This is a genomic window from Pedobacter cryoconitis (assembly GCF_014200595.1).
In the GTDB taxonomy this organism is placed as follows: Bacteria; Bacteroidota; Bacteroidia; order Sphingobacteriales; family Sphingobacteriaceae; genus Pedobacter; species Pedobacter cryoconitis_C.
The window spans coordinates 36,136-55,171 of record NZ_JACHCG010000007.1 but is presented as its reverse complement, the minus strand read 5'-3'; the positions used below and the strand labels follow the sequence as shown (position 1 = coordinate 55,171).

Sequence of the window (19,036 nt, the reverse complement as noted above, 5' to 3'; positions counted from 1 at the left end):
CTGCCTTTGGTAACACGAATCTGTCTGAGAGGTGTCATGAAAATTATTAACATTTGTGACGTTAAAAATATTTTTCTCTCAAAATCATACTTTAAACAGTTTAAACCTTGTTTTTGGTTTTTTAGGCAAAATATGCCCCAAACTTGTTATTCAGGGGCATTTTACTAAATTTGGATAAACCAAAATATAAGAATTATGTACCAACTTACTGTAGCTCCTGATCAGGTCAATGAGATTTTAAGTCAGCACGTTTTAGCTGACGGATTTGATTTAACCTATGACATGGGACAAAGCCAGGGAGCATACATTTACGACTCAAAGTACAAGCGGACATTACTGGATTTCTTTACTTGTTTCGCATCTGTTCCCCTTGGATATAATCATCCAAAAATGGTTAATGATGCTGTTTTTACACAAAATCTGTTGCAGGCGGCAATGGCAAACCCTTCAAATTCTGATGTGTATACGCAGCAGTATGCAGAATTTGTAAAAACTTTTGGCGCGATTGGTATCCCTTCTTATCTTCCTCATGCTTTTTTTATTGCAGGTGGCGGATTAGCTATTGAAAATGCGATTAAGGTTGCAATGGACTGGAAGGTTCAGAAAAATTTTGCGAAGGGTCACAAAGAAGAAAAAGGATTTAAAGTACTCCATTTCGAAAAGGCCTTCCATGGCAGAACTGGTTATACTTTAAGTTTAACAAATACATCACCAGACAAGACTAAATGGTTCGCCAAGTTTGACTGGCCAAGGGTTTCTATTCCTACGGTAAAGTTCCCGCTGGAGCATGATAATTTAGCAACGGCAATCAGCACGGAAGAGCTTTCTATTGCCCAGGTGAAACAGGCTTTTGCCGATTATAAGGATGAGATCTGTGCGATTATTATTGAGCCAATCCAGTCTGAGGGTGGTGATAATCATTTACGTGAAGAGTTTTTAGTTCAACTCCGCGGCATTGCTGATGAGAATGATGCTTTCCTGATTTATGATGAGGTACAAACTGGTGTCGGGTTAACGGGCAAGTTCTGGTGCCATCAGCATTATAGTGAAAAAGCACGTCCTGATATTCTTGCTTTTGGTAAGAAAATGCAGGTTTGCGGAATATTAGTGGGGAATAAGGTGGATGAGATAGAGAATAATGTTTTCCGCGTTCCTTCAAGGATTAATTCTACCTGGGGTGGTAACCTTGTTGATATGGTGAGAGCAACAAAGATTCTTCAGATTATTGAGGAAGATCAATTGTGCGATCACGCGGCCAGTGTTGGTGGATATTTGAAGGAGAACCTGAAAGGGTTAGCTCAGAAGTATGATAAGATTAGTAATGTTAGAGGCAAGGGCTTGCTTTGTGCTTTTGATTTCCCGAATGGTGAGATGCGTAATGCGTTTATTCAGAAGGGTCTGGAGCATAATGTAATGTTCCTGGGTTGTGGGCCGCAAACGGTTCGTTTCCGCCCTGCATTGATTATGGAGAAGAGTCATATTGATCTGGGTTTAGAGGTTATGCATAAGGTATTAGTTGATTTATAGGATAGAATGCGCAATACAAAGATTAATATTTTCCTGGGGGTTCTTGTAGTGGTTTTAGTGGGCTGGATGTTGAAGGGCACGTTTTTTCAACCTGGTGCGGGCGATCTTAAGGCTGGTTTCAAGGAGGTTGCCCAGTATAGAAATGAGAATAATACGGGACCGGTTCAGTATGTTTTCGCGGTTACGGTGAAGGATACGATCTGGTCGGAAATGGAAACTTATGGGAATTATAAGCCGCATCATAAGGGTGGGAATACAAAGGTTTATTATTTTTTGGAAGGTAGTAAGGTACCGACGGAGTTAGGGGCTGGAAAGGTGAATTTTGATAGTTCGTTCGATAGGAGTTGTGTGGGGTTGTACGAGAAAAGCGCCATGGGGAACACGAGTATTACCAAACGGCCATTTAACTAGGATCTGAGGGGTTTTCCAGGAAAGATAGAAACAAAAACCACCCTGCTATATTTCTGACGGATTTAACCGCGAAAAGCGATTAAACATGTCAGAAATATAGCAGGGTGGTTTTTGTTTTTCTAATAGTTTTCCCTTCCTGGAAATCCGCTTAGATGTTAGAGAAATGGATGGATTTGGGTTGTTTCGTGTTTGGTTGAGAAAAAAAACAGGAGGAGCTTAAAAGAAAAAAATATACAGCAACCGGACAGAAGAAACTGATAGAAGAAATAATTGGAACTCCCTCCGATAGAAGGGGCCTAAAGGAGAAAAATTTTGATGAACCCTACGGGTCCATGGGTTCATCAAAATCTATTTGTAAGGATTTGATATTCGGATAAAATTCAAGGTCGTTGTCTGATAAACGTTTTCCGGCTTTGTAGGGTTCATACCCTAGTTCTTTGATACAGCGCTGAGGCATGATATCACTGATGTACATACTTTGTGATCTAGTAGTTACAACCAGTGCAGGTTGTTCCATTGGGATGTGGTAACGATAAATGAGTCTTGAAGCGTTACGCAGGTTAGTAGTGGTGTGCCTGGCATGTGGTTCCATCAGGATAGCACTTTCTGGAATTTGTAAGGTTTGCATCAGAAATTTCTTCATTTCGTAAGCTTCACTATATTTTGTTTTATAGGGGTGCACTCTCCCACCGGAAACCATAATGTAGGGTGCTGCTTTCTTTTGGTATTGTTCTGCGGCAAGACGGCAGCGAAGCATCCCTCCTGCGCTGAGTTCGGTATCGTGTTCTTCGGGCCCTTCTCCGGGTACAAGAATCAGGGTATAAGGATAGGCTTTGAAGTTTGTGTTTTTAATGGAAGAAAGAGCGGCTTTGTTTACAGTGCTGGTCATGGGCTCGTAATCGGCAGCATCATTTCTTTCGTTGATTTCCAATGCGGTTAACGCAAATTGCAGGGAGGGTTCAAAGTATAGGGTGTTTTTTGGGGTCAGGCTCAGTTTTGCATTGGTATTGACTAATTCTGGATAGTTTTTGTCTTTTAGGTCAAAACTAATGGAGTCTATGGCCGGGTAATTGGGCTTTTGACCGTTTACGTAGACGTCGATGACATGGTTTATGGCATTGGCATCTTGTTCCCAGGCTTTGGTTAGCATTTCTACGGGCTTAAGATTTTCATAGCTGTTATAACAGCCAGATGGAATGAGGTCGCGGCTAATCAACAGGGCTAATGCATTTCCTGGTTTAAAAAGGGCTTGCAGACGGTTACTTACTGCTGTTATTTCTTCGGGACTGAGTTTGATTGTTGTAGTGAGACATGGGATGTCGCTTGCGCAGTTTTTTAATGCAGCGTTGATGGTGGTTGTCTTGTTTTTTAGCAGTTCGCTGAATATAGGGTCTTTTTGGATCAGTGTCTTTACCGCGGCATCTTTTTGTAATAGGGTCAGCAGGTAATAGTTTTTATACTGAACGGGGTTTGCCGTGTTTTGAAGGATGTATTGATTGGATGGCCCATGGGTTTGATTTTGAGCAATAGCTGTAATTGTGATGAGCCAGCTGCAAAACAGCAGGAAAGAAGCTTTCATAGTTTTTTTTGTTAAAGTTGTTAAAATCGTAGCAGTTATTCTGGTAACTGCTACGATTTTTTTTAGTAGCCGGTGTTCTGCCAGCCGTCTTTTTTATTGACGTTATCAATTTCTACTTGTGGTACTGGATAGATACTTCTGAAGGCTGGAATACCGGGAAAGACAGTGGCCATTTGATTGGTTCTCACAATGTCAAACCAGCGGTCGGCTTCTAAGGCCAGTTCTAATCTTCTTTCTAAATAAAGGGCTGTTCTGAAGGAGCTCTGCGAGGTCAGCGTTGCAGGGGTTTTCGCAGTAATACCTGCATTGGCACGTACCGCATTCAGTGCTGTGAATGCTTCTGCGTTTCCGTAAGCAGTCTCATTTAAGGCTTCTGCATACATTAATAGCACTTCTGCACAACGGAGTACTGGAAAGTCACTGCTGGTTTCGTTATTCACTTGCGGGGTATTAAATTTTCCCGGACGGCCACCTGTACCCGTCACAGCAAGGAGTCCTTTACGGTTATCACCGGCTTCAAACAGGCTTTGTGGCAGGGTAATGATATTGGTGTTGTTGTTATTTCTATAACGGTTATCCTGATTTACAAATTCTTTTACACCACCTGACAGGTATTGAACTGCAAAGATGATGTCTTTACTGGTTTTTAGCGCATTAGGAAAGGTGGTGGTCTGTGGTACGGTTGCTAAGGTAGTTCCGGCATAGATTGCAGCAACTACGGGTTGCAGGGTTGAAGCTGCCATTGTGTAGTTCTTTTGATAAAGATAAACTTTACCTAAAAGGGCTGAAGCAGCGTAACTGGTTGCTCTTCCTCTTTGGGCATCAGACCAGGAGACAGGGAGTTTCCCTGCTGCATCCGTCAGGTCACTCATAATTTGCTGATAAACCTGTGCGGGTGTGGAACGGCTGTTTTCACGGGCTTCTTCTGTTTTTTGAACCTTAGTGATTAATGGGACATTCCCCCAGAGTCTGGTTAAGTTGAAGTAGCTGAGGGCACGGATAAATTTTGCCTGTGCAATGATCTGGTTTTTTGTAGTTTCATTCATCACAATGGCAGGCGCCCTGTCCAGAATGATATTACAACGGTAAATAGCTTTATAATGTCCTTGCCAGCTGCCGGAAAGGATGTTGTTAGCCGAAGTTTCAGCGAATACTTCGATTTGATTCCGCACGCCTGCTCCTGAACCGGGATCGTTGTCAGTGACATTGTCTCCACGGATTTCACCAAGGGTCAACAGATTGTTTCCATAAAGGCTATCAGTTTGTAAAGCATCATAGCAACTGATCAGGCCTCCCTGAAGGCCTTTCTCATCTACATAAAAGGTATTTTCGGTATAGGAATCCTGTGGCTTTAAATCCAGGAATTTCTTGCAGGAAGTGGCTGTCAGCATTAAACCACCAATAAGAATGTATATATAATTTTTCATGGTTCTGATTTTATAAAGTGATGTTGATACCTAAGGATATTGTTTTTGAGGTTGGATAAACGCCGTAGTCTTCGCCGTTTGTCGTCGCGTCAGATCGGTTGGTTACCTCTGGATTGTATCCTGAGTACTTCGTGAAAGTAAAAGGGTTCTGTACCGAAAGATATACTCTGAGCTTGGTTAGGGTCATCTTCTTCACTAAATCAGTTGGGAAAGTATAACCTAAAGCAATGTTGCGGATTCTTAAATAAGATCCGTCTTCAACGTGCCAGGTAGAGGTTGTTCCGTTACTGCCTTTTGCGGCACGGTTAGCTCTTACATCCTGACCGCTTCCTGAATTGCTTTCTGACATCCAGCGATCCAGAGAGCTTACCATGTTATTCATGTTACCTTCTTTGTTCGCAAAATATCTGCGGGAAAGATTCAGAATTTTATTACCGTAAACGCCTTGCATAGAGATATTCAGATCTACGCCTTTATATTCTGCTGAGGTTGCAAAGCCGTATGTGAATTTAGGCAGGTAATTTCCAACAATTTCTCTGTCTTTGGTCAGATCAATCACCCCGTCACCATCTACGTCTTTAAATTTAAAATCACCGGGTTTAGAGGTATTCAGGTCATAATTCCCCTGGGTATCTGTGTAATGCGGGTAAGCATTAACCTCTGCCTGATTTTTGAATACACCCAAAACTACTGGCAGGTAATAAGAACCAATTGGCTCACCAACTCTGGTAATGAAATAGGCATTCGCAACAGATCCAGTCTTGATAATGTCTGCATTACCAGGGCCGAGTTCTACAACTTTATTGATGTTCTTCGAGAAGTTCGCGTTTGCAGTCCACCTCACGCCGCCAAATTGCTGTTGTGTACCTAAATTGACATCGATCCCCTTATTGTTTACTTTACCGATATTTTTCAACTCGGTAGAAAAACCAGTAGAAATAGGGACCGGTACATTCAGTAATAAATTGTTGGTATTACTGTTATAAACATCAACAGATAAAGTCAGCTTGTTCTTGAAAAAAGAAGCATCGAATCCAAGATTCAATTGTGCTGTTTTTTCCCATTTCAAATCATCATTAGGCTGTGCAAATGGAGCTGCACCATTTACAACAGATGGAGTGGCGCCACCAAATACATAACCATAATTAGTCATTGCACCTTGTGATCCGTAATTAGGGATATTAAAATTACCGGTTAAACCGTAACTAGCCCTTAATTTCAAGTCAGAGATTGCTTCAGAGTTTTTAAGGAAGTCTTCCTCTGATAATCTCCATCCAAGGGATGCCGATGGGAAATACCCCCACTTGTTGTTCTTTCCAAATTTAGATGATCCGTCCGCTCTTACTGAACCGGTAAACAAGTATTTTCCTTTGTAGCTATACTGCAATCTTGCGATGCCGGATGCTAAGGCCCATTGGGTACGGGTAGAAGTTCCATTGGTCACCAGACCCGCACTCAGGTATTCGACCTGATCACTGATAAATCCTTTAGAAGCAAAAGCGTAATTTCCACTTAAATCATCTTTCTGATTAGACCAGCCCAATAAAGCATTGATACTATGATCTCCAATTGTCTTATTATAGTTTAAAGTGTGTTCTAATAACCAGTTGGTTTCTTTAATCGTTCTGGAAGAGCCTGTAGCTTCCGATAACGGATTACCGGCAGTATTGGATTGAGGGATTGTAGAAGGCCTGAAAGTATCTTCTGAACTATTGAAGATATCAGCACCTAACTGAAGTTTGTATTTCAGGTCTTTGAATATTTCTGCTTCTATAAATGCGCTTCCTGTCATTCGGTGAGAACTCACATCATCCTTTTGCAGATTAGCTAAAGCAACCGGGTTCCAGGCCTGAGTTTCACCGTTTCCGCTTGCTACGGTATTGTTAGGTAATGTTGTAATAGTTCCCGGACTCCACGAGTTTTGTGCATAGCTATAACTTCCATCTGGATTATATACCGGAAAAATAGGTGAATAATGCAAGGCGGATGCAACGATACCTCCACCATTCGAGTTGTAAGCACCATTGGCATTCACCCTTTTTTCATTGATGACCGATGGATTGAAATTAACACCATATCTTACTTTCCCTTTTTTTCCTTCGAGGTTTAATCTGCCACTATAACGTTTAAAACCACTGTTGATAATGATACCATCCTGATTAAAGTATTCCAGAGAGGCATAATATTTAAGCAGCTCGCTACCACCTGCAGCAGAAATAGAATGATTTTGTATAGGTGCTACTCTAAAAATCTGATCTTGCCAGTCCGTATTGGTTAAGCCTTGCTGCCCTTGCAGATAAGGTAGAATTTCTTGTGGAATTACCGTATTAGTATTGTTCGAAGTATTAAACAAACGAGTGCCATTACTATCATTGATGTTGTAATTAACAGCAGGTGAACCTAAAGCATTGTTTTTTCTGTTAATGGCATCCATCGCATCTGTGTAGGAGTTGTTTCTTGAATCCAGCACCATTTGAGAATATTGATAGGCATCCATCATTTTGATTTTGTGCGATAGTGTTTGCCAGCCGGTATAACTGTTTACATTGATGGTAGAAACTCCATTCTTACCTTGTTTGGTAGTAATCAGCACTACACCGTTAGAACCTCTGGAACCATAAATAGCTGCTGAGGATGCATCTTTCAGTACCTCAATAGAAGCAATGTCATTAGTGTTTAAAGTGTTGATATTGTCATTGGAAATTGGCACGCCGTCAATAACATACAAAGGATTGGAACCTGCGGTGATCGTCCCTACTCCTCTTACTTTAATGGACAATGCTCCTCCTGGTGTGCCAGAGCCTTGTGAAACCTGTACACCTGCCATCTTACCAACCATAGCCTCCGCAGCATTGCTGATAGGCTGATTTTCTATATCAGCAGCTTTAATACTCGCAATTGAGGTGGTCACGTCTTTTGCCTTCTGACTTCCGTACCCGACAATGACCACGTCTGATAAAGCTTTGGAATCAGGGTTTAGCTGAATCAGCAGCGTGGCCTGTTCGCCTGCTTTGAGCAGATAGTTATTAATCGTTTTTGTCGCATAACCAATGTAAGAAGCACTGATAGTGTAAGGAACATTTGCAGACAGCCCGCTGATCAGGAACTTGCCATCTTTATTCACCATGATCCCCTTCTTATCATTGGTTTTCATATTCTGTAAAAGTATGGTGGCGCCAATTAAGGGCTGCCCCATTTCATCTTTTACGATCCCGGTAATATCAGAAGTCTGAGCCCAGGCTTTTACCGAAACTGCGATCAGCAGCAGGCAAAAGAACAGATGTTTAGTAAATTTTCTAAGCATAATCTATGGTTTTTGGTGGTTTGTTTTTTGACAAAAGGATTCCCTTCACGCTTATTTAGCGGGTTATTTAATTAATGATATTGATTTGATTTTACTTGCTGATCAGGTAACCTTTGGTTGTTTTGGTTTGACTTAATTTATTTAGTTCGGTGATTTCTTCCAGTATTGTTACTATAGGTTGAGTTAATTTCAGACTGCCTGTAAATGACATTTCCGCTACGTCAGCCGGATTATAAATGATCTTAACCTGGTAATGCTGCTCCAGACTGGCAAAAACATCATCTAAAGGCGCCTGCGTAAAGTTTAATATGGCCGGGCTGTCTTTTTGCTTACTCAGAGGTAGTTTAGCATCCATAAGCTTTACTTTATTCAGTAAAGTATTATAAACCAACTCATCCCCTGGCTTCAAGATTTCACTGAATGGTTTGATATGATTTGTGGAATCTACATTTTTTACCCATATCTTTCCCGTATGCAATTGTACCTTAACCAATTTGTTTTTCTCTAAAGCAGTAATCGTAAAAGAAGTTCCCAAAGCAGTAGTAGAAACACCTTTTGCATAAACTATGAAAGGATGTTTTTTATCTTTTGTAACTTCGAAAAATCCCTTTCCTTTCAGATAGATTTCCCTGTTATGCTGAACAAAGGGCACGGTATATCTTAATTCGCCACCCGGATATATTTTTACGGTAGAATTATCCGGCAATGTTAGCAATTGATCTTGTTCGGTATAATTCACTACAGATTTCCAATTGACAACTGTTTTGACTTCAGCATGGAGAGTTTCCTGATTAGCCAAACCAGGCTTTGGTTGATTCCGGTTCAAACTCAAAAGTCCAATACCCAGTACCGTCAGCACAATTGCAGCAGCAGCGGTAATTTTAAGCCAGCTTACCGGGCGCACTTTAGCAATAGTCTGTTTCTTTATGGCCTGAAACATCTGGGATGTTTCTTCTTCAGAGATAGTTGCATCGGGAGTTTCATCCCATTCCTCTTTGCTGAATATGCTTGCTGGCAAATCATCGGTTTCATTCAAATACTGTGTCACCAGTATTTTTTCCTCTGGTGTACAAGTTCCTTTAAAATATTTATTCAGCAGCTCATCTGACATATTCATAATAACTAATACGATTTGATTTGAGCAAAACCCGTAATGCCTGAAAAATAAATTTTAATTGCCCGGAATACCTTTAATCAACTATTGAAGAACCTGATCAGGAAAATGAGTGCAGGGATTGAAGAGTAACCATGAAGTTGTTTCATAGCCAGTGAGATGTGTTTTTCTACCGTTCTGGGTGAGATAGAGAGCTGTTCTGCAATTTCCTTATAAGAATAGCCATGGAGCCTGTTTAATACAAAAACCTTTTTACGTGTTGGCGGCAGAACATTTAAAACTAAATCCAGTTGTTGTTTGGTTTCAAAACTCTGATCATGCTCTACCATTTCTTCAGTTGCTTTATGGTAAAAAAGCTTCAGATTACGTTCTTCGTTAGCCAGTTTTCTAAAGTAATCCAGTAAAGTAGTTTTTGCGATTTTAAACAGCTGAAGATCCAGGGGATGTTCTTCGGACAGTGTATGCCTAAAGTTCCATAGCTTAATAAAGGCCATTTGAGTAAGCTCCTTCGCCTGATCTGCGGAAGCTGTCTTTTTAAAAAAATAAGCATAGACTTTTTTATGCCATAGCTTAAAAACTATCTCAAAAGATATATGGTCACCCTCTTTTATATTCTGAGTATAATTCAACATTTTTTTGCAAAACTAACTGGTCAATGTTAGCTGTACCTAAATATAGTATTAATTCTATCAGAAAAAACAATTTAACTTGACCTGCAAGCCGGAACAAAAAAAAGCACCAAACCCTTCAAAGGGCTTAGTGCTTTTTATCATCAAAAAGAACTGATCAAACAGTTCTCTTATAAATCTATTTCAGAAGCTCTGCAAGTTTAGCATGCAATTCTTCTCCTCTTAAATTAGTAGCAACGATTTTACCCGCCGGGTCAACTAAAAAGTTTTGAGGGATTCCTCTTACGCCATAAAGTGCAGCCGCTTCGTTATTCCAGAATTTAAGGTCAGAAACCTGCGTCCAGACTAAACCGTCTTTTTTAATGGCAGCTACCCACGCATCTTTTTTACCAGGCTGATCTAAAGATACACCCAGGATAGTGAATTTCTTGTCTTTGAATTTATTGTAAGCAGCAACCACATTAGGGTTCTCCGCTCTGCATGGCCCGCACCAGGAAGCCCAGAAATCAATCAGGACATATTTACCACGGAAACTTGATAATTTAACTGGATTACCGTTCACGTCATTCTGAGTGAAATCAGGTGCCATTACCCCTACTGAGGTTGAACGGGCAGCATCGATAGCTGTTGCAAATTCAACTCCTGCCTGGGTACTGCGTACTTTTTCAGAAAGAGCTTTATAAGCTGGCTCAATTTCTGCGACATTGATACTTTGTCCTGCCAATTCACGCAAAGCCAGCAAACTGAAGTAAGAATCAGGGTTAGCTTTAATGAAAGTAGCCTGAAGCGATTTCATTTCTCCTTCTGCTTTATCATATCTGGTTTCCAGTGATTTTCTGAATGCTTCATCTTTCTGTTTTTCTTCAGAAGCATCCCCATATTCTTTGTTTATAGCAGTCAGAACAGCAAGCGGTGCAGCGATATGTTTCATATAGCGTGCGTTCTCGTCATTTAATTTTGACCCGGTAACCGTTACTGTTTTCACAGAGTCTTTAGCAGTCAGGTTAATAGTTGCCGGCTCCAGGTAAACGATAGCATTGTCTGCTGATCTTCCCAGTTTTTTTAAGCCTTCACCTTTATGGTCAACAATCACTCTTGCCATAGTAGGCCCGGCCACTTTTCCTTTAAATACGAATGCGCCTTCGTTAACTACTGCCGAGTCCATCACGGCACTTTCTCCACTTCTATAAGTCAGGTATACTTTTGCCGGAGCATTCAGTGCACCAATTTTTCCATTCAATGTAAAATCTCCCTGCTGTGCGAACACGAAAGCCGGGGTAGTCATTAATAGTGACAGCACTAATCTCTTCATTTATGTATTTTTAATTGTTTTATTTACTGTATATCCAAAATTAAGGGTAATATATTGGAGGAAGTTACATGTAACCAAAATATAACGAACTATTTCTGTTTAACGTATATTAAACAAAAGCAGAAAATCCTGTAATGGCACGGCCAACAATTAAGGAGTTGATTTCTTTAGTTCCTTCATAGGAATAGATGGCTTCTGCATCAGCTACAAAACGGGCCACATCATATTCAAGCAGAATCCCATTACCACCCATTACTTCTCTCGCCCTGCTCACGACATCGCGGGTCCGCAAAGAACAAAATACTTTAGCCAGCGAAGCATGTTCATCGGTTAACAATCCCTGATCTTGTAATTGAGATAAACGGAAACATAAAGTTTGCATCGCTGTTAAATTAGACAACATTTCTACCAGGTGATTCTGGATGAGCTGGAAAGAGGCAATAGGTTTACCAAATTGCTTACGGGTTCTGGTATAAGCCAGGGCACTTTCATAGGCACCACGTGCACAACCTACAGCTTGCCACGCCACTCCTGCACGGGTCATTCTTAATACTTTAGCGGTATCTTTAAAGGAATTGGCATTTTGTAAACGGTCTTCTTCATCTACTTCACAATTGGTCAGTGTAATCAAACCGTTCTGTACAATTCTTAAGGCCATTTTGTCCTGCATTTTCTCTACAGCAAAACCTTTGTTTCCTTTCCTGATCAAAAACCCTTTGACCTGATTGTCATCCACGTCCCTTGCCCAGATAATCGTTACATCAGAAAATGTTGAATTACCTATCCATTTTTTCTGACCGTTCAGAATCCATTTACTGCCTTGTCTTTTCGCTGTAGTGGTCAAACCTCCCGCAGCAGCAGAGCCGACTTCGGGTTCTGTTAGACCAAAAGCACCAATGATTTTCATCTTTTGCATATCCGGTAACCATTCCTGCTTTTGGGCCTCTGACCCTAAAAGATAGATGGAACCCATGGCTAAACCACTTTGAACACCGAAAAAGGTAGACATGGAAGTATCTATTCTGGCCATTTCCATCGCCAGCATTCCTTCCATTACATTTGATTTACCCGGACAACCATATCCCTGATAAGTAAGCCCGCAAATATTCAGCTCTGCAATTTTAGGGATCAGCTCAAAGGGAAACTCAGCTTTCAGCCAGTATTCATTGACCAGTGGTTTAACTTCTTTCTCTAAAAATGCACGCACTTTTAATTGCAGCGCACGATCCTCTTCGTTTAATGCAGTGTCTCCTAAATGATAGAAATCTCCGTTTATAGGTGGCAGTTCCTTCTGTTTATGCGGAGTGCCAAGCATTTTCATTAAACCGGAAAGCTGGGTTTCATCCAGACCAGCTACCGAATCCACTATCTTTTTAAGATCTACTTTTTTCGATAGTGCATCCAGTTTTTCGAGATCTACACTTTGAAAAAGTGTGTATGCATTTTTTATCTTAGAGAATATACCGGCCATAGTTCAAGCTGTGTTAGATTTATACTAACAACAGCCGAAAGCCCCATTTTGTTCCCTAACGCAGTTCGAAAAGGTTATCTACCCCTAAAAGCTTAGCAGAAGTAAAGCCCTCCGCATAAGTTGCTCCAATAGGTTTTCCCATCTCTCTGGCTCTTGCAATTACACTTTCAAAAAATTCAGGTGAAGAAATGTAAGTCGCAGGGCCGTCAAGCTCCGGGTTTTTATTCAACTCAGGACTGTGAAACTGTGTTTTAAAAGCTTTAATCGAATTGATTTTTGTTTCTATATAGGGTGTGATATCTATAATCACATCAGGCTTGATATAAGTATCCTGAATATATTGAAGGAATAAACGCGGTCTCCATGCTTGCTGCACTACACCGTTGTCTATCGTTTCCACTTTAGGCAGGCCAGACAAGAAACAAGAATCGCTTGCTAAAGAGGCAGCTCTTCCGTGGTCAGGATGACGGTCACGTATCGCATTGCCCAAAATGATTTCAGGCTGGTATTTACGGATCATCCGGATCACTTCCAGTTGGTGTGCCTCGTCATTTTTGAAAAACCCATCTTTGAACCTTAAGTTTTCACGGGCATGCAAGCCTAATATTTTTGCGGAATCCGCAGCTTCCTGATCACGTGTTTCAGCTGTTCCGCGGGTTCCTAATTCTCCCCTGGTAAAATCAACTATTCCTACTTTTTTGCCTTGGGCAATGTGTTTTAAAATTGTTCCTGAACAGCCTAGTTCTGCATCATCAGGATGTACAGCTAATACTAATATATCTAACTTCATTGTTTTGTTTTATGATTGATGAGCGTGCGCTCACCGCTTTAGAGCAGGCGTTGAATTTTCTTTCTGACCTTGGAAGATAATGGTTTGGTAAACGGAAAAAAGTAGTCCACTACTTCACCATTTTTATTGATCAGGTATTTATGAAAATTCCACCTTGGTGTAGACTTAATATGACCATTGAGGTCTTTATTACTCAAAAATTTATAGATTGGGTTTGCTTGTGAACCTCTGACCATGATTTTTTCAAATACAGGGAATTTCACACCATAGTTGACTTCACAAAATTCATAGATTGCAGTTCCAACTAAAGGTTCCTGTCCGCCAAAATCATTGGAAGGGAAGCCGAGAACTTCAAATTCTTCCTGACTTAATGAGTCTCTAAGTTCCTGAAGTTCTTTCAATTGAGGGGCGAATCCGCAGGCCGAAGCAATATTTACGATCAGAAGTACTTTACCTTTATAGTCTGCTAATTTTTTATCTTTTCCATCGATTAGTTTTGCATTAAACTGGTAAATACTTTGAGGGTTTTCTTCCATGTTTATTGATGATAAAAACCTGAAGACTGAATAATAGATTCTATATCCCTTTCTTCTTCAGCGTTATAAGTGCTTTTTAAATTATGGCCTACTACTCTTGCAACAGACTGGTAAATAAAGGCTTTTACACCTCCTTGTGTTTCTTTGACAATTTCGTAAGTGGTACGTCCTACTTCTCTATCAATTAACTTGGTCAGAATCTGGCCCTGCGTAATTGTCAGTTCCTTGATCTCTGTATTAAACATTTTTTTGATTTCAGCATCACAGGCTTTTACAAGCTTTTTATGCTCTTTACGGTCCGTGGTTACGGCAAGATCACGTTCCAGTTGCTCATACCTTCTTTTTGCAAAAAGGGCATAAGGCATAACTTTTAGTACATTGTAACGGAGCCTGTTAAAGGCAGCACGGTCTGCGGGAGTTTTAAAAATTCTGGCACCATAGATAACTACCTCATTCAGAGGAATCCACGGTATCATTTCACCATCTTCATTCGTGGAGGCTACTCTGATGGTATCATTTTTGCCTTTGACAGGAAACTTCACAGGCACAGAACTTTCCTGGGCCTTTAGTTCACCTACGGCAATAATGACAAATAACAGAATAAATAAACTGCAAAATTTCATAAATTTATACTCCCACGAAGTTAAAGCAAATTTAATACATTAGGTTTATAACTAAATCTAATATATTCTTAAACGATTAACAAGCTATAATTATTACGAAAATAATACAAATGAAGAATACCTTAGTGATTGATTTAGAAGCGGAAAAGCAAGAAATCCTGAAGAGATACCGTGCCCTCTTGCGTGCCTGTAAGCCAACATTACAAAAAGGAGATAAAAAAGAAATCAGAAAAGCATTCGATATGGCCCTTGAAAGTCATAAAGATATGCGCAGAAAATCTGGTGAACCTTATATTTATCACCCAATTGCTGTGGCTCAAATCGCTGCTGAGGAAATCGGGCTCGGAACAACATCTATTGTCTGTGCACTCTTGCACGATGTGGTTGAAGATACAGAGATCACGCTCGAAGATATTGAAAGAGAATTTGGAAAGAAAACTGCCAAAATCATTGATGGACTGACTAAAATAGCCGGTGTTTTTGATTATAACAGCTCTTTACAAGCCGAGAACTTCAGGAAAATGCTGCTGACCCTGGCGGATGATGTAAGGGTAATTTTAATTAAACTGGCAGACCGCCTGCATAACATGCGGACGATGGATTTTATGCCAAGGCATAAGCAGTTGAAGATCGCATCTGAGACGATTTACCTGTATGCTCCTTTAGCACACAGGCTGGGTTTGTATGCGATAAAATCTGAGCTGGAAGATCTTTCCATGAAATACCTGGAGCCGGATACTTATAAATTTATTGCAACCAAACTGAATGAGAAAAAGGCAGAACGTACACTTTTTGTTAAACATTTCGTTGATCCGATCAATGAAATATTAGCAGAACAGGGTTTTGTGGCAAGTATCTATGGCCGGCCAAAGTCTATCCATTCGATCTGGAATAAAATGAAAAAGAAAAACATTCCTTTTGAGGAAGTGTATGATCTTTTTGCCATCCGGATTATCCTGGACAGTTCGCCTGAAAATGAGAAAGCTGATTGCTGGAAGGCTTATTCTATCGTGACAGATTTATACCGTCCCAATCCGGATCGGTTACGCGACTGGGTATCTTCTCCAAAAGGAAACGGATATGAATCTTTGCATACTACGGTAATGGGGCCAAAAGGCCAGTGGGTTGAAGTACAGATCCGTACCCAGCGCATGAATGAGATTGCAGAGAAAGGTTTTGCGGCACACTGGAAATATAAAGAATCAAGCAATGACAACGGACTGGATCAGTGGATCCTGAAAGTCAGAGAAATGCTGAACAATCCGGAAGCCAATGCACTGGATTTCCTGGATGATTTTAAAATGAACCTTTTTTCGGATGAGATCTTCATCTTTACCCCAAAAGGAGCATTAATACAATTACCACTAGGTGCAACCGCATTGGATTTTGCTTTTGAGATCCATACCGATGTAGGTGCTAAATGTATTGGCGCGAAAGTGAACCATAAACTGGTACCACTTTCTTATAAACTGCAAAACGGTGACCAGGTAGAGATTATAACCTCTGGTAAACAGGTCCCTAAGGAAGACTGGCTGAACATCGTAGTTACGGCAAAAGCAAAGTCAAAAATCAAGTCTTCGTTAAAAGAAGAGAAGAGAAAGATTGCTGAAGGCGGCAAAGAGACTTTGGAACGCAAGCTGAAATCTTTAAAGATTACTTACAATACAGATAACCTGAATAAGCTGAGCTATTTCTTCAAGCTGACTTCTACACAGGAACTTTTCATTGCTGTGGCTACCGGAAAGATTGAATTAAAAGATCTGAAAGAATACCTGGCGAGTGAAAAAGAAATTGAGAACAGAGGCGTTGAGCGCAATGACGGACAGCAGATTGAAGCTTTATTAAGTAAAGTAAAAGGCCCTGAATCTGATATCCTGCTGATTGGTGAAGACCTTCAGAAAATTGACTATACGCTTGCTGCTTGTTGTAATCCTATCCCTGGTGATGACGTATTTGGTTTTGTTACCGTAAGTGAGGGAATTAAAATACACCGTACCAATTGTCCGAATGCAGCACAACTGATGGCCAATTATGGTTACCGGGTGGTGAAAGCGAAATGGAACAAACAACAGGAGCTTACGTTCCTGACCGGGCTGCATATTATTGGAATTGATGATGTAGGGCTGATTAACAATATTACCAAAGTAATTTCTGGTGATTTTAAGGTGAATATGCGTTCTATTACTGTGGACACTGATAATGGTATTTTTGATGGTTCGATTATGATCTTTGTCAACGATAAAGAGCACCTGGACAACCTGATCAAAAATCTTTTGGAAGTCAAAGGGGTAACAGGGGTAACCCGTTTTGACGCTTAAAATTGATAATGCTGTAAAAACTGTTTAAGTTTATCTGTTTAAATTGCTTATGAGTCAAAATGAAGCAATAAACAGATAAAATTTAAACAGTTTCATCGCGTTCTATATAAAAAATGATACCTTTGAGAGGAGTTTTAAAACTATGTCTACAAACCATAACAGCGAGTTGGTTAGAAAAATATTCGAAGCTTATCTCGAAAATAAAAGTCTGAGAAAAACGCCTGAGCGTTTTGCCATCTTAGAAGAAATCTATTCCAGAGATGATCATTTCGATGTAGAGACCCTCTACATCCATATGAAAAATCAGAAATACAGAGTAAGCAGGGCTACCGTGTACAATACACTGGAGCTACTTGTTTCCTGTGATCTGGTGACTAAACATCAGTTTGGGAAAAACATGGCCCAGTTCGAAAAATCGTATGGCTACCACCAGCATGATCATGTAATCTGCATTGATTGCGGTAAAGTTGTTGAATTCTGCGATCCAAGGATCCATCAGATTCAGAGCATGGTAGGTGACCTGCTGAAATTCGAAATCAAACATCACTCTTTAAACTTATACGGTATCTGCTTTGACTGTTCAGCTAAAGCATCCATTAAACAAAAAGAGGATATTAAACACGCAAGTTAAACAACACAATTATAATCTTTTCTTAAATTAAAATAATGACGCAAGTAGACGTGCTTCTTGGCCTGCAATGGGGCGATGAGGGCAAAGGAAAAATTGTTGACGTATTATGTCCGCAATATGATTTGATAGCTCGTTTTCAAGGCGGACCGAATGCCGGCCACACCTTAGAGTTTGATGGCAAAAAGTTTGTTTTAAATACTATTCCATCTGGTATTTTCAACAAAGACACCATGAATTTGATTGGTAATGGTGTGGTGGTCGATCCCATCATTTTAAAAAGAGAATTAGATAACCTGAAAACTGCTGGTCATGATCCTGTTGCCAATGGCAAACTGGTGATCGCACGTAAAGCACATCTGATTCTTCCTACTCACCAGCTTTTAGACGCTGCAAATGAGCAGAAAATGGGTAAAGATAAGATCGGTTCTACACTGAAAGGTATTGGCCCGACTTATATGGATAAAACCGGACGTAATGGTTTACGTGTTGGTGATACTACCTTACCTGATTTCAAAGAGCGTTACAACAAGCTGGTTACTAAACACAAGGAATTACTTTCTCATTATAACTTTGAGTATGACCTGACAGAAAAAGAAGCTGCTTTCTTCGAGGCTATTGAGTTTATCAAAACTATTCCTCATGTAGATAGCGAGCACTTTGTAAACGGTTACCTTAAAGAAGGCAAAAAAGTTCTTGCTGAAGGTGCACAGGGTACATTACTGGATATTGATTTCGGTTCTTATCCTTTCGTAACTTCTTCAAATACAACTACTGCCGGTGCTTGTACTGGTTTAGGTATTGCGCCAAACAAAATCGGAAGTGTAATCGGAATTTTCAAAGCTTACTGCACACGTGTAGGAAGCGGCCCGTTCCCTACCGAACTGGAAGATGAAGTTGGTGAAAACCTGCGTCAGGTAGGACACGAATTTGGTGCTACTACCGGAAGACCACGCCGTTGCGGATGGATCGACCTTCCTGCTTTAAAATATGCAATTATGCTGAATGGTGTAACCGAAATGGTGATGACTAAAGCTGATGTATTGAGTGGATTTGATACCATTTACGCTTGTACACATTATGAGCACAATGGAGAGAAGATTGATTACATGCCGTATGACATCATCACCATCAAACCAAATCCAGTTCTGAAAGAAATTGAAGGATGGAAAACTGATATTACTAAAATCACTGAAGTTGATCAGATCCCTGCTCAGCTTGCTTCTTATATCGCTTTCTTAGAAAAAGAATTAGAAGTACCGGTAAGATACCTTTCTGTAGGTCCGGACAGAGTACAAACTTTGATTCTTCCTTAAGAGATCAATTCATATATAAAAGGCGGCCTGGTGCCGCCTTTTTTTATTTAA

General features: G+C 40.4%; 15 protein-coding genes. 5 read left to right on the top strand and 10 right to left on the bottom strand.

Features of this window, described 5'->3' with window-relative positions; all coding sequences use genetic code 11:
• Positions 1 to 195: 195 nt before the first annotated feature.
• A complete protein-coding gene (gene lat, locus HDE70_RS26280) occupies positions 196 to 1,527 on the top strand; it encodes an L-lysine 6-transaminase (protein ID WP_183892313.1) in 1,332 nt (443 codons plus the stop codon).
• 6 nt (positions 1,528 to 1,533) lie between these two features.
• The gene (locus tag HDE70_RS26275) at positions 1,534 to 1,938 is read left to right on the top strand and encodes a hypothetical protein (protein WP_183867282.1); all 405 of its coding nucleotides are present in this window, start codon (positions 1,534 to 1,536) and stop codon (positions 1,936 to 1,938) included.
• A gap of 322 nt (positions 1,939 to 2,260) precedes the next feature.
• On the opposite strand, the gene HDE70_RS26270 is transcribed toward HDE70_RS26275, so the two are convergent.
• The 10 genes from HDE70_RS26270 to HDE70_RS26225 all read right to left on the bottom strand — a co-directional run bounded on the left by HDE70_RS26270 (position 2,261) and on the right by HDE70_RS26225 (position 14,723).
• Positions 2,261 to 3,517: a YdcF family protein gene (locus HDE70_RS26270; protein ID WP_183892312.1), complete on the bottom strand. Its 1,257-nt coding sequence runs from the start codon at positions 3,515 to 3,517 to the stop codon at positions 2,261 to 2,263.
• Between the two features lie 62 nt (positions 3,518 to 3,579).
• Positions 3,580 to 4,944 (bottom strand): RagB/SusD family nutrient uptake outer membrane protein, encoded by a 1,365-nt coding sequence (locus HDE70_RS26265; RefSeq protein ID WP_183867280.1) that lies wholly within the window; start codon positions 4,942 to 4,944, stop codon positions 3,580 to 3,582.
• Between the two features lie 10 nt (positions 4,945 to 4,954).
• On the bottom strand, positions 4,955 to 8,248 hold the full coding sequence (locus HDE70_RS26260) for a SusC/RagA family TonB-linked outer membrane protein (protein WP_183867279.1): 3,294 nt from the start codon (positions 8,246 to 8,248) through the stop codon (positions 4,955 to 4,957).
• A gap of 91 nt (positions 8,249 to 8,339) precedes the next feature.
• Entirely contained in the window at positions 8,340 to 9,365 is a 1,026-nt protein-coding gene (locus HDE70_RS26255) for a FecR family protein (RefSeq protein ID WP_183892311.1), read from the bottom strand.
• A 77-nt stretch (positions 9,366 to 9,442) separates the two neighbouring features.
• Positions 9,443 to 9,994: an RNA polymerase sigma factor gene (locus HDE70_RS26250; protein ID WP_183867277.1), complete on the bottom strand. Its 552-nt coding sequence runs from the start codon at positions 9,992 to 9,994 to the stop codon at positions 9,443 to 9,445.
• 175 nt (positions 9,995 to 10,169) lie between these two features.
• Positions 10,170 to 11,303: a TlpA disulfide reductase family protein gene (locus HDE70_RS26245; RefSeq protein ID WP_183892310.1), complete on the bottom strand. Its 1,134-nt coding sequence runs from the start codon at positions 11,301 to 11,303 to the stop codon at positions 10,170 to 10,172.
• A 109-nt stretch (positions 11,304 to 11,412) separates the two neighbouring features.
• Entirely contained in the window at positions 11,413 to 12,774 is a 1,362-nt protein-coding gene (locus HDE70_RS26240; RefSeq protein ID WP_183892309.1) for an acyl-CoA dehydrogenase family protein, read from the bottom strand.
• Positions 12,775 to 12,829: 55 nt separating this feature from the next.
• Positions 12,830 to 13,564, bottom strand: coding sequence for a bacillithiol biosynthesis deacetylase BshB1 (gene bshB1 / locus HDE70_RS26235; protein WP_183867274.1), 735 nt, complete (start codon positions 13,562 to 13,564; stop codon positions 12,830 to 12,832).
• A 38-nt stretch (positions 13,565 to 13,602) separates the two neighbouring features.
• Complete coding sequence (locus HDE70_RS26230) at positions 13,603 to 14,100, bottom strand: glutathione peroxidase (RefSeq protein ID WP_183867273.1); 498 nt, start codon at positions 14,098 to 14,100, stop codon at positions 13,603 to 13,605.
• A 2-nt stretch (positions 14,101 to 14,102) separates the two neighbouring features.
• Complete coding sequence (locus HDE70_RS26225) at positions 14,103 to 14,723, bottom strand: DUF4294 domain-containing protein (RefSeq protein ID WP_183867272.1); 621 nt, start codon at positions 14,721 to 14,723, stop codon at positions 14,103 to 14,105.
• Between the two features lie 110 nt (positions 14,724 to 14,833).
• Between HDE70_RS26225 and HDE70_RS26220 the strand changes: the two genes are divergently transcribed.
• The 3 genes from HDE70_RS26220 (at position 14,834) to HDE70_RS26210 (ending at position 18,985) form a co-directional block, all read left to right on the top strand.
• Positions 14,834 to 17,041, top strand: a complete 2,208-nt coding sequence (locus tag HDE70_RS26220) for a RelA/SpoT family protein (protein WP_183867271.1) — start codon at positions 14,834 to 14,836, stop codon at positions 17,039 to 17,041.
• Positions 17,042 to 17,183: 142 nt separating this feature from the next.
• Positions 17,184 to 17,672 carry a Fur family transcriptional regulator gene (locus HDE70_RS26215; RefSeq protein WP_183867270.1) on the top strand — a complete coding sequence of 163 codons (489 nt, stop codon included), beginning with the start codon at positions 17,184 to 17,186 and terminating at the stop codon, positions 17,670 to 17,672.
• A gap of 35 nt (positions 17,673 to 17,707) precedes the next feature.
• On the top strand, positions 17,708 to 18,985 hold the full coding sequence (locus HDE70_RS26210) for an adenylosuccinate synthase (protein WP_111635932.1): 1,278 nt from the start codon (positions 17,708 to 17,710) through the stop codon (positions 18,983 to 18,985).
• The last annotated feature ends 51 nt before the right edge of the window (positions 18,986 to 19,036 follow it).